Annotated in this window: 17 protein-coding genes; 16 read left to right on the forward strand and 1 reads right to left on the reverse strand. The window is 63.6% G+C overall.

The window, feature by feature from the left end; genetic code table 11:
- Positions 1–56 precede the first annotated feature (56 nt).
- The 7 genes from glmU to HMPREF1155_RS04845 all read left to right on the forward strand — a co-directional run bounded on the left by glmU (position 57) and on the right by HMPREF1155_RS04845 (position 10472).
- On the forward strand, positions 57–1481 hold the full coding sequence (gene glmU, locus HMPREF1155_RS04815) for a bifunctional UDP-N-acetylglucosamine diphosphorylase/glucosamine-1-phosphate N-acetyltransferase GlmU (RefSeq protein WP_009077983.1): 1425 nt from the start codon (positions 57–59) through the stop codon (positions 1479–1481).
- Positions 1482–1545: 64 nt separating this feature from the next.
- Positions 1546–2502, forward strand: coding sequence for a ribose-phosphate pyrophosphokinase (locus HMPREF1155_RS04820; RefSeq protein ID WP_006363250.1), 957 nt, complete (start codon positions 1546–1548; stop codon positions 2500–2502).
- Between the two features lie 8 nt (positions 2503–2510).
- A complete protein-coding gene (gene pth, locus HMPREF1155_RS04825) occupies positions 2511–3068 on the forward strand; it encodes an aminoacyl-tRNA hydrolase (RefSeq protein ID WP_006363249.1) in 558 nt (185 codons plus the stop codon).
- A gap of 87 nt (positions 3069–3155) precedes the next feature.
- Positions 3156–6467 carry a single-stranded-DNA-specific exonuclease RecJ gene (recJ, locus tag HMPREF1155_RS04830; protein WP_039993384.1) on the forward strand — a complete coding sequence of 1104 codons (3312 nt, stop codon included), beginning with the start codon at positions 3156–3158 and terminating at the stop codon, positions 6465–6467.
- A gap of 14 nt (positions 6468–6481) precedes the next feature.
- Positions 6482–8824 (forward strand): bifunctional (p)ppGpp synthetase/guanosine-3',5'-bis(diphosphate) 3'-pyrophosphohydrolase, encoded by a 2343-nt coding sequence (locus HMPREF1155_RS04835; RefSeq protein ID WP_009078018.1) that lies wholly within the window; start codon positions 6482–6484, stop codon positions 8822–8824.
- 81 nt (positions 8825–8905) lie between these two features.
- Entirely contained in the window at positions 8906–9601 is a 696-nt protein-coding gene (locus tag HMPREF1155_RS04840; RefSeq protein WP_039993405.1) for an MBL fold metallo-hydrolase, read from the forward strand.
- Between the two features lie 244 nt (positions 9602–9845).
- Positions 9846–10472, forward strand: coding sequence for a DUF47 domain-containing protein (locus HMPREF1155_RS04845; RefSeq protein WP_009077795.1), 627 nt, complete (start codon positions 9846–9848; stop codon positions 10470–10472).
- A gap of 140 nt (positions 10473–10612) precedes the next feature.
- On the opposite strand, the gene HMPREF1155_RS04850 is transcribed toward HMPREF1155_RS04845, so the two are convergent.
- A complete protein-coding gene (locus HMPREF1155_RS04850; RefSeq protein ID WP_009077959.1) occupies positions 10613–11461 on the reverse strand; it encodes a trigger factor in 849 nt (282 codons plus the stop codon).
- 169 nt (positions 11462–11630) lie between these two features.
- Here HMPREF1155_RS04850 and HMPREF1155_RS04855 point away from each other — a divergent pair, with 169 nt between their 5' ends.
- The 9 genes from HMPREF1155_RS04855 to HMPREF1155_RS04895 all read left to right on the forward strand — a co-directional run bounded on the left by HMPREF1155_RS04855 (position 11631) and on the right by HMPREF1155_RS04895 (position 26268).
- Positions 11631–14624 carry an insulinase family protein gene (locus HMPREF1155_RS04855; RefSeq protein WP_009077849.1) on the forward strand — a complete coding sequence of 998 codons (2994 nt, stop codon included), beginning with the start codon at positions 11631–11633 and terminating at the stop codon, positions 14622–14624.
- A gap of 867 nt (positions 14625–15491) precedes the next feature.
- Entirely contained in the window at positions 15492–16856 is a 1365-nt protein-coding gene (gene hisS / locus HMPREF1155_RS04860; RefSeq protein WP_009077771.1) for a histidine--tRNA ligase, read from the forward strand.
- Between the two features lie 77 nt (positions 16857–16933).
- Entirely contained in the window at positions 16934–18712 is a 1779-nt protein-coding gene (gene aspS, locus HMPREF1155_RS04865; RefSeq protein WP_009078006.1) for an aspartate--tRNA ligase, read from the forward strand.
- Between the two features lie 147 nt (positions 18713–18859).
- On the forward strand, positions 18860–20953 hold the full coding sequence (locus HMPREF1155_RS04870) for a glutamine synthetase III (RefSeq protein ID WP_009077778.1): 2094 nt from the start codon (positions 18860–18862) through the stop codon (positions 20951–20953).
- A 10-nt stretch (positions 20954–20963) separates the two neighbouring features.
- Entirely contained in the window at positions 20964–22367 is a 1404-nt protein-coding gene (locus tag HMPREF1155_RS04875; RefSeq protein WP_009077947.1) for a Mur ligase family protein, read from the forward strand.
- A gap of 1 nt (position 22368) precedes the next feature.
- Positions 22369–23148, forward strand: a complete 780-nt coding sequence (locus tag HMPREF1155_RS04880) for a type 1 glutamine amidotransferase (RefSeq protein ID WP_009078045.1) — start codon at positions 22369–22371, stop codon at positions 23146–23148.
- Entirely contained in the window at positions 23145–24479 is a 1335-nt protein-coding gene (locus tag HMPREF1155_RS04885) for a glutamine synthetase family protein (protein WP_009077914.1), read from the forward strand. Before HMPREF1155_RS04880 ends, HMPREF1155_RS04885 begins: the two co-directional genes overlap by 4 nt.
- A gap of 12 nt (positions 24480–24491) precedes the next feature.
- Positions 24492–25175, forward strand: coding sequence for a winged helix-turn-helix domain-containing protein (locus HMPREF1155_RS04890; protein WP_009078027.1), 684 nt, complete (start codon positions 24492–24494; stop codon positions 25173–25175).
- 58 nt (positions 25176–25233) lie between these two features.
- A complete protein-coding gene (locus tag HMPREF1155_RS04895; protein ID WP_039993386.1) occupies positions 25234–26268 on the forward strand; it encodes a restriction endonuclease in 1035 nt (344 codons plus the stop codon).
- Positions 26269–26316: the final 48 nt, after the last annotated feature.

Raw genomic sequence — 26316 nt, forward strand, 5'->3', positions numbered from 1 at the left:
GTCATCCGGCTTTCGGACAGGCGTCTTCGAAGGCCCATACAGTAAGAAGGTATTCCATGAAAGCTCAGGCGCTCATCCTCGCTGCAGGGGCCGGTACTCGCATGAAATCCACAAAGCCCAAGGTCGCGCATGAAATTCTCGGCGTGCCTCTGGTTCGCTGGGTCGTGAATGCCGCCCGCGCTGCCGGCATTCACGACGTGGTCGCGGTGCTCGGGCATGGCGCCGATCAGGTGCGGCCCCTCGTGGAAGGCGACGTTCGCATCGTCATGCAGGAGCGCCAGCTGGGCACCGGCGATGCCGTCAACGCCGCGCGCGAAGCGTTTTCCGAAGACGGCCGGGTGCGCGGGGGGTCGCTCGTCGTCTTGTCGGGAGACTGTCCCCTCATCAAGCCCGAAACCATCCGCGCGCTTATCGCGCGTCGCGAAGAGACGGACGCTGCCGTGGTCGTGCTCACCATGGACATGCCCGATCCGACCGGCTACGGACGCATCGTGCGCGCCGCCGGCTCGGACGACGTGATGCGCATCGTGGAGCAGAAGGATTGCACGCCCGATCAAGCCGCCATCACCGAATGCAACTCCGGCTTCTACTGCTTCGACGCCCCGATGCTCTTCGACGCCCTCGAGCAGGTGGGCGACGACAACGCCCAGGGGGAATACTATCTGACCGACGTTCTGGAGATCTGCCGCGATGCCGGTCGGGCCGTGATCGCGCTTCCTGCCGACGACGCATCCGAGGCATTGGGCGTGAATTCCCGCGTCCAGCTCGCGCAGGCGACCGCCGCGATGCGCGAACGCATCAATGCGCGCCATATGGCCGCCGGCGTCACGATGTGGGATCCGGCCTCCACGTTCATTGGACCCGACGTCACGATCGCCGCCGACGTCGAGCTCCTTCCCTCGGTCATGCTTCTGGGAAGCACTTCCATCGAGAGCGGCAGCGTGATCGGCCCCCATACGCGCCTGACCGATACGGTCGTGGGGGAGGGCTGTACCGTGGACGAGACGGTGGCCGTCTCCGCCGTCGTCGATGACGGAGCCTCCTGCGGTCCGCGCGCGTACCTGCGTCCCGAGGCGCATGTCTGCGAAGGGGCCAAGGTCGGCACGCATGTGGAGATCAAGAAGTCCACGATCGGCGCGGGCAGCAAGGTGCCGCACCTCTCCTATATCGGCGATACGACGATGGGCGAGGGCGTCAACATCGGCGCCGGCACGATCACTTGCAACTACGACGGCGTGCATAAGCACAGGACCGTGATCGGCGACGGCGTCTTCATCGGCTCCGACACGATGCTCGTCGCGCCCGTGACCATCGGCGACGGCGCCGTCATCGGCGCGTCGTCCTGCATCACGCGCGATGTCGCGCCCGACGCCCTTGCGCTCGAGCGCGCCGAACAGCGTCAGATCGAAGGCTGGGCATCGCGCCACATGGAGAAATTGAAGTCTCGCGCGAAGCCTCATGGCACGCCTGCGTCTCGGTAGAAAGTAAGGTACTCTGGAATCCGCTGATACGGCATACGGGAATCGCGTAAAGGAGCGCTTGGACATGACCGACATGGTAAAGAACCTCTCCCTCTTCTCAGGTTCGGTGAACCCTCAACTGGCCGAGGAAATCGCGAGCGAGCTGGGCGTGGCACTCGGCAACATCAAGCGCGAGACCTTCGCCAATGGAGAGATCTACGTCCGCTACCTGCAGAGCGTGCGCGGTTCCGACGTGTTCCTGATCCAGTCCGTCGCGGGCGAGCACATCAACGACGCCCTCATGGAGCTTCTTATCATGATCGACGCCGCCAAACGCGCATCCGCCCGCTCGATCACGGCCGTCATTACGCATTACGGCTATTCGCGCCAGGAGCGCAAGGCCGCTCCGCGCGAACCTATCACGGCAAAGCTCGTTGCCGACCTGCTTTCCGTCGCCGGCATCGACAACGCCATCTGCATCGATCTGCATGCATCCGCCACCCAGGGCTTCTTCGACGTGCCCGTGAACCACATGACGGCCATGCCGATCTTCGTGGACTACTTCGAGAAGAAGGGCTTCGATCCGGCGGATCTCTGCATCGTCTCGCCTGACGTGGGCCGCGCGAAGGAAGCCAAGAAGATGCAGCTGCTGCTGGATTCCGACATCGCCATCATGCACAAGGATCGTCCGCGCCATAACCAGGCTGAGATCACAGCATTGATCGGCGATGTCACCGGCAAGATCTGCATCATCAACGACGACATGATCGACACGGGCGGCTCGCTCGTCGCGGCCGCCGACACGTTGAAGGCCAAGGGCGCCGACTGCATCTATGCCTGCGCCACGCACGGCATCCTGAGCGGTCCCGCCTTCGACCGCATCGAAAACTCCTGCATCGAGGAAGTCGTCGTCACCAATACGATCCCCGTGCCCCTCGATCGCCAGACTGGCAAGATCAAGGTCATCTCCGTCGCGCCGCTTCTGGCCAAGACCATCAAGAACGTCTACGAGAACGGCAGCGTCTCGGGGCTGTTCGCCTAGGTGCGCGCATGCATCTGATCGTGGGCCTGGGCAATCCCGGGGAAGAATACGCCCATACCAGGCATAACGCCGGATTCGAAGTCATCGACCTTCTAGCCGGCGAGCTGCGCGTCAGCTACTGGAAGTCCGAATGCGGCGCGCTGACGGGCAAAACGGCCTATCGGGGCGAAGACATCGTGCTCGCCAAGCCGCAGAGCTACATGAACGCATCCGGCGGCCCGGTCAAGCAGCTTGCCGCTGCCTACGGGGCGACGCCCGACGACATCGTCGTGATCCATGACGAGCTCGACATCGATCCCGGCACCATCCGCGTGAAGTTCGGCGGCGGGCTTGCGGGGCATAACGGTCTGAAGTCCATCGCCGAGAAGCTTCAGACGAAGGACTGGGCGCGCGTGCGCATCGGCATCGGACGTCCTCCCGGGCGCATGCCGGTGGTCGACTGGGTGCTCGGCACGCCGAGGAAGGAAGCCTGGGATGATTTCCAGCAAGCGGCCCATCTGGGATCTCAGGCCGTTCTCTATTTCCTCGAGCATGGACTGGCTAAGACCCAGCAAGAATACAATTAGGCTTTGCATGGCGCTGGCCGCGCCGTCTTCCAAATATGCGACAATGAGGGGCAATACACGACGCATGATTTGAAGATGGCGAGCATTATGTCAGCGCAGTTCGAAATCAAAGACGCCTGTCCCATCGCGGTGTCAGTGCTTATGTCCGAGTTCCGCCTCCCTCGATTCGTGGCCGCCACGATGGTGTCCCACGGCGTGAAAACGATTGAGGACGCGCGCCTGTTCCTTTCCCCCGACCTGGAGCGCGATTGGCTGAATCCCTATACGATCCCCGGCATGCAGGAAGCGGCCGATCGTGTGGAGGCGGCCCTGCGCGCGCATGAGCGCATCCTCGTCTTCGGCGATTTCGACCTGGACGGCATATCCGCGACCACGGTGCTCACGCGCGGTCTGCGGGCCCTCGACGGCGATGCGTGCTGGCTCATCCCGCGCCGGTTCGAAGAAGGCTACGGCATGAGCGAGGCATCCATCGCCCGTGCGCTCGAATCGAAACCCGACCTGGTCGTCTCGGTCGACTGCGGCATTTCGAACGGCAAGGAGGCCCGGCGTTTCAACGAGCTCGGGGTGGACGTCGTCATCACCGATCATCATGAGCCGGGCGAGAGCATGCCCGAATGCATCGTCTGCGACCCCAAGACCGATCCGGGCTGCAAAAGCTCGATTCTCGCCGGCGTCGGCGTTGCGCTGAAGCTGGTCCAGGCATTGGGGGCGCGCTTCGGCAAGCCGAACCTCTGGCGCTCGTTCACCGACTTCGCCGCGCTCGGCACCGTGGCCGATCTCATGCCTCTCGTCGGGGAGAATCGCGCCCTCGTGTCCGACGGTCTGGCGCGCATGAACGAACATCCCCGTCCGTCCATCGCGGCGCTCGTCGGCGTCTGCAACGTGTCCGGCAAGCCGCTCACGGCCACGAATCTCTCGTTTTCCCTCATCCCGCGCTTGAACGCTGCAGGGCGCATGGGCAACGCCGATTTGGCGGCCGAACTTCTGATGGAAGACGGCTTCGATGCCGCGGCCGAGAAGGCCGCTCGGCTCGATGCCGTCAACGACCAGCGCCGCGCTATCGAAGCCGACCTCGCAAAAGTCGCCCTCGCGCAGGCCGAGGACATCTACCGCGGGCAGCATGCCCTCGTCGTCTCGGGCGAAGGCTGGCACGAAGGTGTCAAGGGCATCGTCGCATCGCGCCTGGTCAGCAAATACGGCGTGCCGACCATCCTCTTCTCCATCGAAGGCGACGAAGCGCGCGGCTCAGGCCGCAGCGTCGGTCAGATCAATCTGTTCAAGGCCGTCGCGCAGACCTCCGACATCCTTACGCGTTTCGGCGGCCATGAAGCCGCCGTGGGCGTCACGCTTCCGGCCGACAAGCTTCCTGAATTCACCGAGCGGTTGTGCGCCTATATGGATGCGCTGCCGGAAAGCAGCTTCCATCCGCTGCTGTCCATCGATGCCGACGTCCGTCTGGGCGAGCTTACCATCGATGCCGTCGAGGCGTTGGAGCGCCTGGCTCCGTTCGGGCAGGAAAACCCCACGCCGCGCCTGATCGCGCGCAATGTCCGCATATCGAATTGCCGTGCCGTCGGCGCCGCGAAGAACCATCTGTCCTGCACGCTGACCGACGGAATCCATCATGTGGACGGTATCATGTTCCATCCTGCGGGCATCGAGGATCTGATCTCCTGCGGATGCGTCGTCGACGCGGTCTTCGAAGCGCAGGTGGACGAGTGGCGCGGCCGCCGCAAGGTCAAGGCCATGCTCCAGTCCATCGAACCTCTTGCGCTCTGCCCGGCCATGCGCGCCTGCCTGCCTGCGGACGACATCGAATTCGTCGGCGAGATGTACGACGAATTCAACGGCGATCGCCCGGCCCATGACGTCGAGGTCGATTTCTCTCCCGACGCCGAGGCCGTCCAGGCGCGCGCGTACTGGAGCCGCGTCGCCGCAGACAACCCTGACGTGCTCGTGGATGGCATCGTGGATACCCTCATCGGGTCGAAATCCCTGCATGAGTCGCAGATCCGCGCGCTTGCGTCCCTCGAGGCGGGGAAGAACACCTTCGCCGTCATGGGGACGGGGCGCGGCAAGTCGCTCATCTTCCAGACGCATGCCGCGCGCATCGCGTTGCGCGACGGCAGGGCGAGCCTGTTCGTCTACCCGCTGCGTGCGCTTATCGCCGACCAGCGCTTCCATATGGCCGAGACGCTTCAGCCCTTCGGCATCGGCGTGGCGGCCCTGACGGGCGAGACGGACCTGGCCGAGCGCGAGCGCATCTACGCGGGTATCGCCGACGGCAGCGTCGACATCGTGCTGACGACGCCTGAATTCGCGCAATGCCATGCGAAAAGGCTCGCTTCAAGCGGCGATTTCGGCTTCATCGCCGTGGATGAGGCCCATCACATGGCCGAACGCGGCGCGCGCAGGCGCATCGCCTATGCGGGGCTTTCCTCGCTGGTCGAAGCCTTGGGCAATCCGGTCGTCCTCGCGCTCACGGCCACGGCGCCCACCGTCGTCGCGGAAACGGCCGACGACGTCCTCTCCATCGACGAATCCATCTTCGACGACACGACGCGCCCGAACCTGCTGTTCGACGATCGCCGCGGCCTGAGGGACAAAGACAGCTATCTTGCCAGCGTCATCTCGTCGGGCGAGAAGACCATCGTCTACGTGAACTCGCGCGTCGGCACCGTCGATCTCGCGCGGCGCCTGCGCGAGCTCGCGCCGCATGTCGCCATGCAGATCGGCTTCTACAACGCGGGGCTTTCGCGCGACGAGCGCGAACGCATCGAATCGCTATTCCGAGACAACGTGCTGAAGGTGCTCGTCTGCACGTCGGCGTTCGGCGAAGGCGTCAACATTCCCGACGTGCGCCACGTGGCGCTCTACGGCATGCCGTTTTCCGAGATCGAATTCAACCAGATGAGCGGCCGCGCCGGACGCGACGGCGCCAACGCCTGCGTCCATGCGCTCTTCGGGCGTGCCGACGCCGACGCGTGCGCGCGCATCCTTTCCGCGGCGGCGCCTTCGCATGACGATATGGCGCAGGCGTATCGCGAGGTCAAACGCGCAACGAAAGATGCAGGTCCCGAGGGCGCCGTGCTGACGGACGCGATCCTCGCCGAGCGATGCGGCCGCGCGACCCTCGGCGCCGACGCCTGCCGCAGCGCGTTGAAGGTGTTCGAGGAGCTGGAGCTCATCCGCGTGGATGACGATGCGGACGACGGCATGCGGCGCGTGCGCATGAACGACGGGGCCGGCAAGGTCGAGCTGACCGACAGCGTGTACTATCGAGAAGGCATGGAGGAGCGGGAGACGTTCGGCCGTTTCCGAAATTGGGCGATCGGCGCATCGCCCGACGATCTCCATGGACGCATCGTGCGTCCTATCCTCCCAGGCACGAAGGGTTAGGCAGGTGAGCTTCCATGACAGACGCGAGCAGCGGTTCCATGCGATCCAAAGACATCGTGACGGGGGCGGCCGTGCTTCCCGCAGCCATCGAGGCGGCATCGGCCCCGGCCTCTGACACGGACACGACTCCCGACGAACGGTTCGCGAAGCTTTCCGAACTCGCCGGGACGTATCTTTCCGAAGAAGACCTCGGCCAGCTCGAACGCGCATACCGCTTCGCCGCCGCCGCCCATAAGGGCCAGCGTCGCAAGAGCGGCGAGCCGTTCGTGCAGCATCCGATCGAGGTCGCGATCATCCTGACCGACCTCAAGATGGACGTGGACACGCTGTCGGCGGCCCTTCTGCACGATACGGTCGAAGACACCGAGGTCACCGACGAGGAATTGGCCGAAACCTTCAATCCTGAGGTCGCGCAGCTGGTCGAAGGCGTGACCAAGATCACGAAGATCGAAGTCGAGAGCCTGACTGACGAGCAGGCGGCCACGATCCGCAAGATGTTCGTCGCGATGAGCAAGGACATCCGCGTCATCGTCATCAAGCTTGCCGACCGCCTGCACAACATGCGCACGCTGTCGGCGCTTAAAGAGGACCGCCGCATCTTCAAGGCGCACGAGACGATGGAGATCTACGCGCCCATCGCGCACCGTCTCGGCATCGGCTCCATCAAGTGGGAACTCGAAGATCTCGCCTTCTACTATCTGGAGCCGACGCGTTTCCGCCGCATCGCGCGCATGGTGGATGAATCGCGCGCCGATCGCGAGGACTACCTGGCCGGCGTCATCGACACGCTCACGGGCGATCTGGACGAGCTCGGCATCGAGTCGCGCATCATGGGCCGTCCGAAGCACCTGTGGTCCATCAATATGAAGATGACCCAGCGCGGCAAGGGTTTTTCGGAGATATACGACCTGATAGCCGTCCGTATCATCGTGAAGACGCTCAAAGACTGCTATTCGGCGTTGGGGGCGGTGCATTCGCGGTGGCATCCGATGCCGGGCCGTTTCAAAGACTACATCGCCATGCCGAAGATAAACATGTACCAGAGCCTGCACACGACGGTCATCGGTCCGTCGGGCCGGCCGCTCGAGGTGCAGATCCGCACCGAGGACATGCATCGCATGAGCGAATACGGCATCGCCGCGCACTGGCGCTACAAGGAGAAGGGCGCCAAGGCGGATGCGGCCTTCGACAAGCAGATCGCCTGGCTGCGCCAGATGGTCGACCTTCAAGACGAGACCCAGGATTCGCGCGAATACCTCAGCGAGCTCAAGGTCGATCTCGCGCCGACCGAGGTCTTCGTCTTCACGCCGGCAGGCAAGGTCATAAGCCTGCGTTCGGGCGCCACGCCGATCGATTTCGCCTACGCCGTGCACACCGAGGTGGGCAACCACTGCGTCGGCGCGAAGGTGGACGGCTCGATCGTGCCTCTTTCCTACGAGTTGCAGATGGGCGACCGCGTGGAGATCCTCACGCAGAAGAGCGCAAGCCCGTCGCGCGATTGGCTCAAGCTTGCGAAGACGCCTTCGGCACGCAGCAAGATCCGCGCCTACTTCTCGCGCGTGAACCGCGACGACGACCTTCTGGCGGGGCGCGACAAGCTCGCGCACGAGCTGAAGAAGCATGGATTCGGCCTCGGGTCGACCGCGTCGGTGCGCGCCCAGCGCGAGGTCTGCGAGCAGATGGGATTCAAAGACGTCGACGATATGCTCGTCGCCATCGGAGCGGGCAAGGAGAAGGTGGCGCACGTTTCGAACCGCCTGCTCGAGATCCTCGATCCCACGCCTGACGAAGATGCGGCTCCCGAGCTTTCGATGGTGACCGGCGCCGCGTCGGTTCCCATGCTCACGACGGTGAAGCGCGCGCGCAAGCGTAAAGCCCATGCGCCCAACGGCATCGTGGTCACCGGCCTCGACGATGCCCCGGTGCGCCTGTCCAAATGCTGCAACCCCGTTCCGGGAGACGACATCATCGGCTTCGTGACGCGCGGCCGCGGCGTGTCGGTGCATCGTGCGGACTGCCCGAACGCCAAGGCGCTGCTGCAGGAATCGGGCCGCATCATTCAGGTGGAATGGGAGGATGCGCCCTCGAAGGAAACGTCGTACCAGGTGGAGGTCTACGTCGGCGCGATCGATCGCATGAACCTCTTGCGCGACATCATCAACGCCCTTTCCGACACGGGCGTCAACGTGCTCGCATCGAGCACATCGAGCCATACGGACGGCCTCGTCGAGATGCGCTATCTCTTCCAGGTGTCCCAGGTATCCAATATCGAGAAGGTGCTTGCCGATCTGCGCGGCATCAACGGCGTCTTCGAGGCGCGCCGCATGCTGCCGGGCGAATCGATCCGCCATCACTGATGCGTGCGGGGTCGCATGCCGCGGCCCCGACGCGTTCCGAACGATCGCGCTGTGCCGGCGCATTCCAAGAAAGGGGCATCCATGGTTTCCTGCACGCGCATTCTCCGCTGCGAAGAAGGTTGCGTTCCCGTGACCATTCTGGTCATCGGGCCGATCGACAACAACACGCTTATCGTTTCGGACGGCCGGCAGGAAGGCGCGCCCGCCATGGTCGTCGATCCGTCGGGCGATCCCGACGCCATCATGTCGGCGCTCGGGTGGTTCACGCTCGATCGCATCGTCCTGACGCATAACCACCACGATCACGTGGCGGCGCTCCCCGAGCTCGTCGAACGCACGGGCGCCCAGGTCGTCTGCCACGCGGCGGATGCGGGCCTTATCGAGCGCGGACAGGAGAACCCCTACGATCCCGAGCATCCCTTCATCGAGGGCGTTCCTGTGGACCGCAAGGTTGCGGACGGCGACGTCGTTCGGGTCGGGTCGCTCGAATTCCAGGTCATCCATACGCCGGGGCATACCAAAGGCGGCATCTGCCTGTACCTCCCCGCGGCATCCGACGATGCGGGCGTCATGAAGCCGGGAATTCTGCTTTCGGGCGACACGCTGTTCTGCGGTGCGACCGGCCGCGTGGATTTCGAGGGCGGAAGCGCCCGGGAAATGCGTCGCAGCATGCGTGAAAAGCTCGCCCCGTTGCCCGACGCGACGATCGTCTTCCCCGGCCATGAGAATCTCACGACGATCGGCACGGAGCGTCATCGCACGATCGAGGCGTTCTAAGGGCGTCGGACGCAGAGCCGGCGGCGTGTTCGTTGCAGGGGATGCGAGGTCTGCCCGGCGGGCGCGTGCGAGCGGCGGGCCTCTGACAGGGCCCGTTCCTGCGCGACGCGCTCGGTATGCAGAAAACGTATCGGCAACAGCTGCTCAGGGGGCATATCCGGCTATTGCGCGCCGACGTGCAACTTTGCTAATCTTTCGGCTGGCGCGCGCATGCGCCCTGTGAACGGTGTTCGGAAGGACCATGATGGCTCATAAGAAGCGGTTCAACTATTTCGATGCGTTCGAGCGCCAGGCCGATCTGGCGGCGCGCGAAGTCAAGATCCTCTGCGACGCGGTGGACGACTATCCTGGAGTCGACGGCCTCAAGGATCTCGTGGATAAGGCCCATGATATCGAGCACGAGGGCGATGTCGTGGCCCATGAGGTCTTCAACGCCCTTGCCGTCGATTTCATGCCGCCGCTCGATCGCGACGACATCATCACGATCACGAAGGGCCTCGACGACGTCATCGACTACCTCGAAGGCACCATCCAGCGCTTCTACATGCATAACGTGGAAACGCTGCCCGAAGAGCTCAAGGATTATGCGAAGCTGCTGCGCAAGAGCACCAAGGCGCTCTGCGCGGCCCTCAAGGAATTCCGCAACTTCAAGAAGTCCAAGAAGATCATGGGGCTCATCGACGACATCGCCGGCATCGAGGAAGAGGGCGACGAGCTGTTCTTCCGGTCGATGCACGATCTGTACGCCAATTCGACCAATCCCATCCAGGTGCATGTAGGGGATATGCTCTACCAGCGCCTCGAGAACGCGATCGATGCCTGCGAGCATGTCTCCGACATCATGGGCACGATCCTGCTCAAGAATTCGTAGGGCTACGATCCGGCAGAATCCTTGGATGAAAGCCTGCATGGTCGAACCGCCGCAGGCAGGGGCCTTCTCGATTCTTGCGCGCGAAGATCCGTGCGAGAAGGATCCGGAGGGAACGGAGCGAATCTTCAGGGGCGGTGCGGCTATTCGGGTTGCGCCGCCCCTTCTTTCATCACGACCGATCGTTTGATCCAATCCAGGCCGATATCGCGGCGCGCCTGCTGTCGAAGAAGGCAGAGGCGCCCCGCGTCCTTCATGTCGCGGCGAAGGTCTTCCGACTGGCTCGTGCCCTTCGCTTGGATGACGAGCAGGCCGTTCATGCGGCCCTCAAGCGCGTCCGGTTCCGATTCCGAGGCCTTGAAGGCCAGTTCGAGCGCCGTGTCGCGCTTCACGCGTTCGCACGCCCTATCGTGCAGCTCATCGACGAGCTCCTGCGGCTTCAGACGGCGCTGCATGCGATATTCCTTGCTGGTGACGCCGCGTCGTTTCAGTTCGGCGCGGAATTCCGTGCGCACGGCATCGATCTGGAGCTTCAGGTGCGCCTGCGGGATTTCGCCATGGATGCGGGCGGACAGCGCCGCATCGATGCGCGCATTCTCGTCATCGTCCTCGGCAAGGACGATGGGCCTCTCGAAATCGAGCTCCATCGCGGGAACCAGCAGGTATTTCACGGCGAACGAGAACGGCTCTCCTTCGCGGCATGGATCGCGATGCTCGCAGGCCGGCGCGTACATCGTGGGAACATCCAGATCGACGTCCAAATCGTCTGCCACGCGCGCCATGACGCTTTCCGCCATGAACCGCTCTATCTCGGAATCGGTGAGCATGACCCGGGCTCGTTCCCGCGCCGCCTCTGCGTCGCATTTCAGGATGCGGGCGAGGCGTTCGTATGCCGCCCCGACGTGCGTATCCACGTCATCGGCATCCAGGAAGACGTGCGCATGCAGCGTGCGGAACGCCTCTGCGTCCCGATCTATCCATTCGACCCTCATGCGTGTCCTTCCGATCGTGTCACGAGGTTCATTATACGGCGCGCGTCCGCATGCGTTTCGAAGAGCGCTCCTGCGGGCGATGAAGCGGCGCGGCCTGGCATCGCCGCGTCTGCGGAGGCCGGTTGCCGTGCTATAGTCCACATGCAACCTGCGATTGAAAGGCACCTCTATGGAATTCCATCCTTACCAGGAGATTCATGGCTTCACGGTCGAAACGGTCGAAGACGTGGCCGAAATCGACGGACAGGCGATCGTCATGCGCCATGCTGCAAGCGGCGCGCGCCTCGCATTCCTGAAAAACGACGATGCGAACAAGTCGTTCTCCATCACGTTCAAGACGCCGCCCGCGGATGACACCGGGGTCTTCCACATTCTCGAGCACTCGGTGCTGTGCGGGTCGGAGAAGTATCCGGTCAAAGAGCCGTTCGTGAACCTGCTGCGCACGTCCATGCAGACGTTCCTGAACGCGATGACCTTCCCCGATAAGACGATGTATCCCGTGGCGTCCACCAATGGCAAGGATCTGCTCAACCTTATCGACGTATACATGGACGCCGTGCTGAATCCGCGCATCTACGAGAAGCGCGCGATCTTCGAGCAGGAAGGCTGGCATTACGAGCTCGACGGCGCACCTGAGCCGGTTGCGTCGGATGCGCATGACGCGCCGATTGCCGATGACGGTCCCGATGCGCCCATCGCGCCGGACTCGTCCTCGGATCCGAGCGTTTCCGAGGCGCTGCGCTACAACGGCGTCGTCTTCAACGAGATGAAAGGCGCGCTGTCCGACCCGGAAAGCGTGCTTGTGCGCGAGATGAACCATGCGCTCTTCCCGAACACCTGCTACGCGTTCGAGTCGGGCGGACATCCGCGCGCCATTCCGACGCTTACCTACGAAGGCTTCCTCGACACGCATGCGCGCCACTACCGCCTGGATAATTCGTTCATCATCCTGTACGGCGCGATCGATGCAGACCAGGTGCTCGGCTTCCTGGATGAACGCTATCTGTCCGTCGCGCGTCCGCGCACGCAAGCCGCGCCGAACGCCATCGGCACGCAGGAGCCCGTCTGCGCGCTTGATGCCGTCGTGCCGATGGACACCGCTCCTGAAAACGCTTGCGTCGGCGCCGGCTACGTGATCGGGCAGGCGCACGATTTCGAACGCGTGCTCGCCTGCGACATCCTGCTCGACGCGCTCATGGGCGGCAACGAGTCGCCTCTCAAGCGCCGTCTGCTCGACGAGGGACTCGGCGGCGACGTTTCGTCCTATCTCATGGATTCGCAGGCGCAGCCGGTCGCGCTGTTCTTCGTGCGCAGCGCGCACGAAGGTGCGGCGCGCCGTTTCCTCGAGGTGATCGAGGAGGAATCCGCGCGCCTGGCGCGCGAGGGCATCGCGCGCGACGTGCTCGAGGCCTCGATTTCGCAGATGGCGTTCAGCCTGCGCGAACGAGATCGCGGCATGGCCGACGGCGTGCCTCTTGCCATGAACGTCATGGCGGGGTGGCTCTACGACGACGATGACCCCCTTGCATACCTGCGCTACGAAGCGGCGCTCGAACGCATGCGCGCCGGCCTTGACGACGGGTATTTCGAAGATGTGCTTGAAGCGCTTGTGCCGGGCAATGTTCACAAGGCGCTGGTCGAGATCCGTCCCCAGGCAGAGGAAGGGGAGGGGGACGAGGCGCGCGAGCTGGCCGAGCGTCTGGCGTCGCTGTCCGACGGCGACAAGGCCTCCATCCGCGCCGATGTCGCGATGCTGCGCGAGCTGCAGGAGAGGCCCGACTCCCCTGAAGAGCTCGCATGCCTGCCCGTGCTGCACATCTCCGACATCGGTCCCGCGACGCCCGATCCCGCGCCGCGCCTGCTCATGGACGCATCCGTGCCCTATCTGTACCACGACCTTCCGACCCGTCGCATCGACTACGTTTCGCACTATTTCGATATCAACCGCTTGACGTGGGAGGACCTGCCTTACGTCTCTATTCTGACGTCGCTGCTCGGACGCTTGGAAACAGACGGGCTGTCCGCTGCGGACGTCGACGTCCGCACGCGTTCGCGCCTCGGATCGCTGCGTGCGTTCACGGATATCGTCGAGCATGTCGACGATCCGACACGCATCGAGCTCAAGCTCGTCGTGTCCGCGAGCGCGCTGTCCGAGGAAGTGGGAAGCCTTGCGTTCATTCCGCAGGACATCTGGTCGTCCACGCGCTTCGATGATGCCGGCCGCATCCGAGACATCCTCGTGCAGCGCCGTGTTTCCATGGAGCAGGACTTCGCCGCCAACGGCCATGCCGCGGCGAGCCGTCGCCTCGCTTCGTACCAAGGACCGTCCGGCGCGGTGCAGGAAGCCATGGGCGGCGTCGACTTCTATCGGTTCCTGCGCGATTTGATCGATCATTTCGACGAACGGTTCGATGATCTGCGCGAGCGCCTGAACGACGTGCGCGCCCGCGCTTTCACGATGCGCGGCCTCATGTCGAGCTTCACCGGCCCTGATGCCGATCGTGCGGCGTTCTGGAAAGCGGCGGGGGATATGGGGCTTGCCATGGGCGCCGACGGGCGGCCGCTGCGCATCCCGTTCACGGGCGTGAAGAACGAGGCGTTCATCGTTCCGACCGATGTCGCCTATGTCGCCAAGGGCGCGGACGTGTCCGGGTGCACGCGGCATTCAGGTTCGTGGTCGGTGCTCTCGTCGGCGCTTTCGTTCGATTATCTGTGGAACGAGGTGCGCGTGAAGGGCGGGGCGTACGGCACGGGCTTCCGTCGCGCGGCGACCGGTTCGGCCCGCTTCCATTCGTACCGCGATCCCGGCATCGACGGCACCATCGCGCGGTTCGACGCCGCGGGCGCATGGCTCGCGGAATTCTCGCCCGATGCCGATGAGATGGAAGGTTATGTGGTCAGCACGACGGCGAGCCATGATGCGCCGGTCAAGCCGAGGCAGATCGCACGCCGCAGCGACCAGGCGTATTTCCGCGGCGATGCGCCGGATGCCCGCGAGCGACGGCGCGACGAGATCCTGGCCACGACGCCCGAGACGTTGCGCGGCTATGCCGTGGGCCTCGATGCCATCGCGCGTGATGGCGCCGTTTGCGTCTTCGGCAACGAAGCCATCATCAAGGCGGCGAAGACGGACCTTGCGGTCGTCGACCTCTTCAACGAATAGAGCCAGTCTGTCTGGGCGTCCGTGTCGGTTTGGGACTGATTCCCATGTCCGACGCGGATGTTCCGGATCGTCTATGCTGAAGCGGGGATGACGTTGGGTAAAAGCGGAAGGCGGAGCGGAAGGCGGTCTAGCCCCTGCCGGCGCGATGAGTCTCGAACGTTGTCTCGAACACCGTCGCGCTCGTCGTCTCGAGCGCCGTCGCGAACGCTGTCTCCTTCTGCGGTTTTTGCCGCCCGCGGCATCTGACGCCGTTTGCGGGCAATCCCCCGACGGGACCCATCACCCGACGAGGCCCACTCGACGAGGTTCATCCTCTGACGAGGCCCACTCGACGAGGTTCATCCCCCGACGGGGCCCACTCGACCAAAAAATCGACGTTGTGCGAAAAAACGCAAGCGTTTCGGGTCTCAGTGCCAGAATAAAGGAGTTTAGTGGCATCGAGGCGCTTCTTGCGATATGAAAGGCAGCCGTTCCTTCTTTCATAATTCAATATATAGCGTATAAATTATATAATCATACTATATGTTGTTTATTCTACGGTATGCGATGAGTCATGCGACAAGCAAAATGCCACTAAACTCGGATTTTATGACACTGCGGAAGGGAAGGAGACGCACCGTCGTCGCTGTACACACGCATACGCCTGCGCTCGTCGCTGTACGCACGCATGCTCCAGCGCTCGAAACCGTACATATGCATGCATGCGCCCGCGCTCGATGCCGTACGCACGCATGCGCCCGCGCTCGATCCCCCTTGCAGCATCCAAGTGATGATATGCCTGTGGTAGCGTCCGCACGTCCTGCGCAAAGCCCAGAACAGGTGCTAAAATTCCAAGCTACGTGTTTTCTTGGAACCTAAGGATCTTCCATGGCATACAACTCACCGGAAGGAACCGTCGATCTGCTTCCCGGCGCAGCTCGTCACTGGCGGCATGCCCAGGATGTCGCGGCGAGGCTCTTCTCGGCCTACGGCTACGATTTCATGGAGACCCCGATCTTCGAACAGACCGAGGTCTTCACGCGTGGCATCGGGGAAGCCACCGATGTCGTGAACAAGGAGATGTTCGTCGTGCGCAGCGGCGAGAACTACCGCCGCAGCCTCGAGGCGGGCACCGATGCCGGCCTCAAGGGGAAGTCGCGCCTTTCGCTGCGCCCCGAGGGCACCGCAGGCGTCGTGCGTGCCGTCGTGCAGCACAATCTGGTCGAGCAGGGCGCTACGCCGGCGAAGCTCTATTACGCCGGCCCGATGTTCCGCGCCGAGCGCCCCCAGAAGGGCCGTTTGCGCGAATTCCACCAGATCGGCGCTGAATGCCTGGGCTCCACCGAGCCTACGGCCGATGCCGAGATGATCATCATGCTCGTGCGCTTCTACGAGAAGATGGGCATTCCCGCATCCGACATGACCCTCTACGTCAACTCGATGGGCGACGAGCGCTGCCGCCCCGCCTACCGTGCCATGGTGCGCGATCACATCCTGTCCCATGCCGACGAGATGTGCGAGGAATGCCGCCGCCGTGCCGACGCCAATCCGCTGCGCGCGTTCGATTGCAAGAACGCGGCATGCGCGCACGTCATGGCATCGGCGCCCAGGATCACCGACCATCTGTGCGACGACTGCCGCAGCCACTACGAGGCCGTGAAGTCGTATCTGGACGTCGCGGGCATCGCCTACGAGGAGGATCCGACGCTCGTGCGCGGCCTCGACTACTACACGCGCACGGTCTTCGAAGTGCAGTCCAACGCCATCGATGCCGCTCAGAATGCCATCGGCGGCGGCGGTCGCTACGATAAGCTCGCGGAAACGGTAGGCGGCCGTCCCACGCCCGGGCTCGGCTTCGCGCTCGGGTACGAACGCGTGATGCTCGCGCTCGAAGCGTCGGGCGCGCTTGCCGAGGCGTCTCCCTACGTGGATCTCTATGTGGCTTGCGTAGACGCGACGGTCCGATCGGTCGCGTTCGATCTGGTGCGCACGGCTCGCGACGCCGGTCTGCGCGTCGAGATGGACCATCAGGGCAAGAGCCTCAAGAGCCAGTTCAAAGCCGCCGGCAAGATGAATGCCCGCAAGGTCATCGTCGTCGGTCCCGACGAGCTGGAGCACGGCCAGGTGGTGGTGCGCGACATGGTCACGCACGAGGAGCGCACGGCATCGATCGAGCAGAGCAAGCAGCTGCTCTCGCGGTTCAGCGGCGACGTCGTGGACGATTCGACGTTCGCGGCTTTCACGCAGGGGTAGGCGGCATCCAGGGCATTCCAGCCGCGTGCCGCGCAGGCGCCCGGCTTTTTCGAACACGATAAGGAGCAAACACGACAATGACGGATTTTCTGAACGAGTACAGCATGCACGACCGCACGTGCGGTCAGCTGCGCGCGGCCGATGCCGGCGCATCGGTCGTCCTGTGCGGCTGGGCATGGCATACGCGCGATCACGGCGGGCTGATCTTCATCGACCTGCGCGACCGCGAAGGCTACACCCAGGTGGTCGTCGATCCCGATTGCGTGAGCGCCGAGGATTTCGCCAAGGCCGAGCATCTGGGCCGCGAATACGTGCTCAAGGTCGCCGGCACGGTGCGCACCCGCGCGGCCGAAGCCGTGAATCCCGATATGCCGACCGGCGAGATCGAAATCCTCGCCTCCGCGATCGAGGTGCTCAACACGTCCGTCACGCCGCCGTTCTCCATCGAAGACGGCATAGAAACCGACGAGACGACGCGTATGAAATGGCGCTACATGGATCTGCGCCGTCCCGAGATGTACGCGTCCATCAAATTGCGCCACATCGTGGCCCAGGCGATGCGCTCCGCGTTGAACGAACGCGGCTTCATCGAGGTCGAAACGCCCATCCTCGCGAACTCGACGCCCGAGGGCGCGCGCGACTACCTGGTTCCTTCCCGTCCGAACCCGGGCAGGTTCTACGCGCTGCCGCAGAGCCCCCAGCAGTTCAAGCAGATGCTCATGGTCGGCGGCATCGAGCGCTACTACCAGATCGCCCGTTGCTTCCGCGACGAAGACCTGCGCGCCGATCGCCAGCCTGAGTTCACCCAGGTCGATATCGAGATGTCCTTCGTCGAAGAGACCGACGTCATGGACATGATGGAAGGCGTGTTCAAGGAGGTGCTCGCCGCTGCCGGCGTCGAGCATGCGTTCCCGCTTACGCGCATGCCGTGGAAAGAGGCCATGGACCGATTCGGCTGCGACCGTCCCGACGTGCGTTTCGGCATGGAGCTCGTGGATCTGACCGATATCGTCGCAGGCTGCGGCTTCGGCGTGTTCTCCAAGGCCGTCGAAGCGGGCGGGGTCGTCAAGTGCATCAACGCCAAGGGCGCGGGCGATTGGTCGCGCGGCGAGATCGAGAAGCTCGCCAAGGTCGCCTCCGACAACGGTGCCAAGGGCATGGCCTGGATCGCCTATACCGCCGACGGCAAGGAGAAGAGCCCGATCATCAAGTTCCTGGGCGACGAGGTCCATGCCGCCATCAAGGAAGCCGCCGGCGTCGAGCCGGGCGACCTGCTTCTGTTCGCCGCCGATTCCTTCGATATCGCAAGCGCGGTGCTGTCCGCCCTCCGCCTGCACATGGCGGACGCCCTGGGCATCGATCGCGAAGGCCATGCACTGCTCTGGGTCGTCGATTTCCCGATGTTCAAGTTCGACGAGGACGAGAAGAAGTACGCGGCGGAGCACCATCCCTTCACGATGATCCCCCGCGAGGACTGGGATAAGATCGAAACCGATCCGCTGGCGTGCGGAAGCTATTCCTATGACATCGTCATGGACGGCTTCGAGATGGGCGGCGGCTCCATCCGAATCCATGATGCCGAGCTGCAGAAGCGCGTGCTCGCGCGCTGCGGCGTGGACGACGAGGACATGGAGCGCAAGTTCGGGCACCTGATCCATGCGCTCGAGCTGGGAGCGCCCCCGCACGGCGGCATCGCGCTCGGGCTCGACCGCCTGGTCATGCTGCTTGCGGGCAAGCAGTCGATCCGCGACGTCATCGCCTTCCCGAAGACCTCTTCTGCTGCGGATCCGATGACCGGCGCGCCCTCGGCCGTGTCCGGCCGCCAGCTCAAAGACGTGAGCCTGCGTCTGCTGTAATGCATGCGCCGTCGCACGGCGGCCTCGGCCGCGGCCGGCATCTTCGGGTGCCGGCCGCGCCGCTTTCCGTTAACCCGCGCGCAACGCGTCTGCGCAGGGCGTGCGGTATGATGCAGGAAGTTCATCCCGGTCCCAAGGAGCCAATCGATGAGGAACCTTTCAGAGCGCTACGGCACGACGGTCTTTTCCGACCAGGTGATGCGCGAATACCTTCCTTCGGATACGTATGCGAAGCTTAATCTGACGATCAAGCAGGGGAAACCGCTCGACCTCGAGGTCGCGAACTCCGTTGCCCACGGCATGAAGGAATGGGCCTTGAGCCACGGTGCCACGCATTACGCCCATTGGTTCCAGCCTCTGACGGGCATCACGTCCGAAAAGCACGACGCCTTCCTCGAGCCCTGCCATGACGGCACGGCCATCACGAAGTTCACCGGCAAGGAGCTCGTCCAGGGCGAGCCCGATGCTTCGAGCTTCCCTTCGGGCGGCCTGCGCGCGACCTTCGAAGCCCGCGGCTATTCCGCTTGGGATCCGACGAGCTACGCCTTCATCAAGGACGAGGTCCTTTGCATTCCGACGGCGTTCTGCTCGTACAACGGCGAAGCGCTCGACAAGAAGACGCCGCTTCTGCGTTCCATCTCGGCCATCGAAAAGCAATCCAAGCGCGTGCTCGCGCTCTTCGGCAAGCATCCGTCGAGCATCCAGGTCAACGTCGGCAACGAACAGGAATACTTCCTCATACCCGAGGAGGTCTATGCCAAACGCCAGGACCTCATCATGTGCGGCCGCACGCTCTTCGGGGCGCCGCCCTGCAAAGGGCAGGAGCTCGACGAGCATTATTTCGGCGCCATCCGCCCGACGGTCAACGCCTTCATGAAGGAGCTCGACGACGTGCTCTGGGGGTTCGCCATCGCTGCGAAGACCAAGCACAACGAGGTCGCTCCCGCCCAGCACGAACTCGCGCCCGTGTTCTGCAACGTGAACCGTGCGGTCGACGAGAACCTGCTCACGATGGAGGAGATGCGCCTGCTCGCATCGCACCACGACCTCGTCTGCCTCCAGCACGAGAAGCCCTTCGAGGGCATCAACGGATCGGGCAAGCATAACAACTGGTCGTTCGGGTCCGAATCCGAGAATTTCCTCGACCCGGGCGATGCGCCCGAGGACAACCTGCAGTTCGCTGTCATCTTGACCTGCGTTATCGAGGCGGTCGACAATTACCAGGACCTGCTGCGCATGTCGACGGCATCCTGCGGCAACGACCATCGCCTCGGGGCGCACGAGGCGCCGCCGGCCATCGTGTCCATCTTTCTGGGCGACGAGCTGTCGGGCGTCGTCGAGGGTCTCGTGTCCGGCCAGCTCGCCGGCCACGTATCCCATGCCCAGCTCGATTTCGGCGTCGATGTCCTTCCGACCTTCGATCGCGACACGACCGACCGCAACCGCACGAGCCCGTTCGCCTTCACCGGCAACAAGTTCGAATTCCGCATGCCGGGATCCTCTCAGAACGTGTCCGATGCGAACCTCATTCTGAACACGGCCGTCGCGAAGTCCCTGAAGGATTTCGCCGATGCGATGGAAGTGCGCGACACGAGCGTCTCGTTCGAACACGCCGCGCTCGAATACGCGCGCAAGACGCTGTCCGAGCATACCCGCATCCTGTTTTCCGGCGACGGCTATGCGGAGGAGTGGGAACGCGAGGCCGAACGTCGCGGCTTGAGCAATCTCAAGACCACGGCCGATGCGCTGCCGTGCTTCGTCAGCCAGAAGAGCATCGATCTGTTCGGCGAGATGGGCGTTCTCACCGAGCCCGAGGTTCGCAGCCGCTACGAGGTCAAGCTCGAGAAGTACAACAAGCTCATGAATATCGAGGCCACTACGATGCTGCGGATGGCACGCCGTACGTACCTGCCGGTCATCAGCGCGTATGCGACGAAGATCGCCAAGGGCATCACGACCATCGAAGGCGCGCAGCCCACCGCCTCGATGGCTCACGAGCGCCGCGAGCTCGAAATGCTGCTCGCCGGCGTGGATGCCATCTACGAGGGGATCGACGCGCTGCGTGCCGCCCATGATGCGACGCGCGCCCTGGCGGATGCGCAGGAGCAGGCCGACGCCTATGCGCACACGATCGCTCCGCTCATGGAGCGCCTGCGCGCGAGCGTCGACGCGATGGAGCCCATCGTCGCGCGCGACTACTGGCCGGTTCCTACCTACGACGACATCCTCTTCTACATGTAAAAGGAGCCTCATGCGTCCACGCTCCTCCTTCGCCGCATTCATGGGAAGGTCGGCCCGCTGGGCCGGCCTGACCTTCATGCATCGCGCCGCCGGCAACATTCCCGGCAGCATCGCGCTTCGGCTCGACCGCGACGTGCTTGCGGGTTTGACGGAATCGACCGAGGTCGTATCGGTGGTCGCCGGAACGAACGGCAAGACGACGACGAACAACCTGATCGCCGACTGCCTGGCTACGAGCGGACGTCCTCTGCACTGCAACCGCGAAGGAAACAACCTCGAATCGGGCGTCGTCACGTCGATGCTCGTCAAGCCTGTGCGCGTCGGCGCGGCGGCTGAAAGCGACGTGCCCATCGCCACCTTCGAGTGCGACGAGATGTACACGCGCTTCGTCGTCCCGAAGGCGCGCCCGAGGTTCTTCCTGCTGCTCAATCTCTTCCGCGACCAGCTCGATCGGTTCGGCGAGATCGACCATATCCAAGACGTCGTCGCAGGCGCGCTTGCGTCCAGCCCTGAAACCGCGTTCGTCTACAACGGCGACGACCCGCTCTGCGCCGGCATCGCCGAGCGCATCGGCAATCCCAAGGTCGCGTTCGGCATATCGAGCGACCTCGGGCTTGCGGCCGACCGCATCAGCGAAAGCCGCTTCTGCCAGTCATGCGGGGCGCAGCTCGATTACGATTACATCCACTACGGCCAGCTCGGCTCGTATCGCTGCCCGCAGTGCGGATGGAAGCGTCCCGACCTGCGTTTCGAGGCGAAGAACGTACGTCTTGACGCCGGTGAGCTGGTGTTCGACATCGATGGACGCCAGGTGCGCACGGGGCAGACGGGCACCTACATGCTCTACAACGTGCTTGCGGCCTATGCCGTCTCCATGCTCTCCGGCCTGGTATCCTTCGAAGGCTTTCAGCGCGCCGTGAGCGCCTATCATCCGGAAAACGGACGTCTTCAGACGTACGAGCTGGGGAACCGTACGCTCATGACGAACCTCGCGAAGAATCCGACCGGGTTCAACCAGAACATCGGCATCGTGCTCGCCGAGAGAGGGCGCGTGCTCGCCCTGTTCGTCAACGACAACGACCCCGACGGCCGCGACGTCTCCTGGTTCTTCGACATCGACTTCGAACGCTGGTCGAAGATCGAAGGGCTGAAGGCGTTCGTCGGCGGTTCGCGTGCGCACGATATGCAGGTGCGCCTGAAGTACGCGGGCATAGATGCGCGCGTGGTCTCCGACGTGCGGGATGTGCTCGACGCGACGTCTCCCGAAGACGGGAAGGTCTACATCATCGCGAACTACACGGCGCTTCCCGAGGTGCGTCGCCAGATCGATGCGATCGCCGCCGATCCTGACGCGGTCGCCGCGTTGGCCGGCGGGGTGCCGGCCGTCTCGGCCGACACGGAAGGGGAGCGATAGCATGGCGTCTTCGTCGCGTGCGGCCGGGCCGCTCGTCATCCTGCATATGTTTCCCGAGCTTCTGAACCTGTACGGTGACGGCGGCAACGTCATCGCGCTCGAGCGGCGCCTTGCATGGCGGGGGCTTCCCGTCCTCGTGCGGCAGGTCACGATGCGCGACGTCGATGCCGGGCAGATGCCCGATTTCGCCCAGGCCGACATCGTCTTCTTCGGAGGCGGAGCCGACCGCGAGCAGCTGATCGTGAAGGATGCGATTGTCAAAGCGCGTCATGAGCTGGCATCCTATGTGGCCGACGGAGGCGTCTTGCTCGCCGTGTGCGGAGGATACCAGTTCCTCGGTCATAGCTATGTCATGGGCGATACCGCCGTCGAGGGCCTGGGTATCGTCGATATGGAAACGGTGCGCGGCGAGGGACGCCTAATCGGCAATGCAGCTATTCAGAGCGACATCTGTCCGATGCCCATCATCGGGTTCGAGAACCATGGCGGACGCACCGCGCTGGGTTCGGGCGCACGTCCGCTCGGCCGCGTTCTCGGTTCCGCGTTCGGCAACAACGGCGAAGACGGCTTCGAGGGCGTTCATCAGGGAAATCTGATCGGCACCTATCTGCACGGCCCGCTTCTGCCTAAGAATCCGCAGGTGGCAGACTATCTATTGAAGCAGGCGTTCGAGCGGCGCGGCGACGCGGTCGAACTCGCCCCGCTCGACGACGCGGTCGAACTCGAAGCGAACCGCGTGATGGCGCGTCGTCTCGGCATCGTTGAAAGGACCGACGCATGATCGACACCATACGCTACGTCAACAAGCAGATCGAAGAGCGGGACATCCGCTTCATCCGACTGTGGTTCACCGATCTGCTCGGCAATCTGAAAAGCTTCGCCATCACGCCTTCGGCTGTGGAAGAGGCCCTGGTCGAAGGCATCGGGTTCGACGGATCGGCGATCGACGGCGTCAAGCGCGAAGACCAGAAGTCCGACATGCTCGTCTTTCCTGACCCGTCTACATTCCAAGTGCTTCCGTGGCGTCCTCAAGACAAGGGTGTGGCCAGGATGTTCTGCGATATCCGCACGCCGGAGGGCGTCCCTTCGATCGGCGATTCGCGCCATATCCTCATGAACGTGCTCAAGCGTGGCGCCGAGAAGGGCCTGATCCTGAATGCGGGCACCGAGCTCGAGTATTTCTATTTCAAAGACGCGGCCGTTCCTGAGCCCATCGATTGCGGCGGCTATTTCGATCTGACGCCGCTTGACAACGCTTCCGACCTGCGTCGGGAAACCATTCTGACGCTTGAGCAGATGGGCGTTCCCGTCCAGGCGTCCTTGCATGAGGACGCGCCGTCGCAGCACGAGATCGATCTCGGCTTCTCCGATGCGCTTTCCGCGGCCGACGCGGTCATGACCGCACGTCTGGTGGTGAAGGAGATCGCAAGCGCCCACGGCGTGCACGCCTCGTTCATGCCCAAGCCCTTGACCGGCGTTTCGGGCAGCGCGATGTTCGTGCACGAGTCGCTTCTGACCGAAGACGGCAACGCCTTCTACGATGCGAACGACCCCGACGGCTACGGGCTTTCCACGCTCGCGAAGCGCTACATCGCAGGCATTCTGAAGTACGCTCCCGAATTCATGCTGGTCACGAACCAGTACGTGAATTCGTATAAGCGGCTCGTCACGGGATTCGACGCACCGACGCATATTTCCTGGGGCAATCGCAACCGTTCCACCATCGTGCGCATCCCGCGCTTCAAGCCGAGCAAGGAAATCTCCGCACGCATCCAGCTGCGCAACGCCGATTCCGCCGCCAACCCGTATCTGACGCTGGCCGTCACGTTCGGTGCGGGGCTCAAAGGCATCGAAGAAGAGCTTCCGCTGCCGGCGCCCGTCGAAAGCGATCTGTTCTCGATGACGCCTGCGCAGCGTGCCGAGCTCGGCATCGATCCTCTGCCGACCGACCTTTCCCGTGCCGTCGATGCATTCGAGGCGTCCGACCTCATGCGTGACATCCTCGGCGATTACGTGCATGATTACCTGGTTTCCACCAAGCGCGCCGAATGGGAGGAATACCGAAGCCAGGTGTCGCGATGGGAAATCGACCGGTATCTGCCGAAGCTGTGAGGAGGCGGACGCATGCATAGGAAGACGATAGCCGTCTCATGCGGCGAAGCGCTTGCGCCGTCGCGCGTCCGCGATCTGTTCGCTCATATGGATGCCGAGGTCAGCGTGTTGAAAGTCCCGCTTTCCGATGCGCTTGCCGCGCATCGGGGCCTCGGATCGGGAATCGACCTGTTCGTGGTCGACGCCACGTCGACGCCGGTCGATTTCGCCGCGCTCGAGGAATCGTTGCGGGATGGGGCAGGGCAGTCGGCGTTGCTCGCCCTCGTGAACGGCACGGCATTGCCCGATACCTCGCTTCCCGTGCGCATGCCCTTCGATTTCGCGTGCGAGGGGGCGTCGGACGAAGAGCTGAAGCTCCGGTGCCGCAGATTGCTGTGGCCGGGCGAAGCCACGTCGGACGCCGATTTCCTGCAGGTCGGCCCCATGAGCATCAATCTCGCCACCTATCAGGTGAAGGTGGGCGACGATCCGATCGATCTCACGTACATGGAATACGAGCTGCTGTCGTTCCTGGTCACGCATCCGGATCGCATCTATTCGCGCGAGGTGTTGCTGAGCCAGGTCTGGGGCTTCGATTACTACGGCGGGTCGCGCACGGTGGACGTGCATGTCAGACGTCTGCGCGCGAAGCTCGGCCCCGAGGTGGCGCAGCGCATCGAAACCGTCCGCGGCGCCGGATACCTCTGGTCGAACTAGCGGCGATGCGACCGGCTTCCCCTCGGGTCGTCGGACGCATCGGATTTCAGAAAGAGCTATGCGGGTGGATTCTTTCATCGCGTTTATTCCAGTCATGCTTGCGGGCATTCTTATCATTGCGGGCGTCGTTCTCGTCATTGCGGGTGCTGCCTTCGTCATAGCCAGGCTTCGCCGTCGTGCGTATTTGCGCAGGCAGAAGGCTCTCATGGCGCGGTTTGCCGCGCTGTATCATCTCGATGCCCGTCTTCTCGAACCCTGCAGGATCGACGTCCGTCCGGGCATGCTCGTCCGCCCAGGCAAGATGACGCTTCATGTCCCGTATTGGGAACAGGCGAACAAGGATGGTGCCCGCGATCGGCGGTATGCGGGCAATCGGCTCGTCTCTGCACCGAGTTTCGTCGATATCGACGACTGGCGCATCTCGAGCGAGAAAACGCCGGATGTTCGCGGCGCGGAGGACGTCTATGCCGTCGCCTGGGCGCTGCGCGCCGATGGGCACGAGGTTGCGCAGCACCGGTTGGAGATCGATAAGGCGATGCGCGGGCGCGACGCGTGGGAGGATTCGCACATCCGCCTCAGCGCGCAGGCCGTGCACGATCGCTTCGTCGATGAACCGCATCGCTTCGAGCGTCTGGTGGCGGAAGCGTTCCGTGCGCACGGATGGCAGGCGAAAACCACGGCGCGCACGAACGACGGAGGCTTCGATGCGCGGATAGGCCGTGCAGGCCAGACGGGCATCGTCGAGTGCAAATGCTACGACCCGGAGCGGTCGTCCGTCGGGCGGCCGGCCATTCAGAAGCTCGTGGGCGCGAACGAATCGGAACGCGCCGACCTGATGTATTTCGTCACGACCGGCCGCTTCTCCAAGAATGCGCGGGAATATGCGGAAAAGGCGGGCGTCGTCCTCATGGACGGAGGCGCGCTCGTCGTCTTTCTGGACGAGGCGGGCATGTCGGCGGGTCCTCGCGATCGCATGCCTTCGATGATCGAGCTCGGACGCCTCGATCATGGCGACTTCGTCGCTCAGCTTCCGCCTGATGTCCGCACGGGCATGTCGGACAGCGCGGCAGACCCTCATCGTTGCCTTTTCTGAATGTTTACGAGAGAATACGAAACATTTCAGAAACGAAGAAAGGGGCAT

Origin of the sequence: Slackia sp. CM382 (genome assembly GCF_000293015.1) — a bacterium.
Lineage (GTDB): Bacteria > Actinomycetota > Coriobacteriia > Coriobacteriales > Eggerthellaceae > Slackia > Slackia exigua.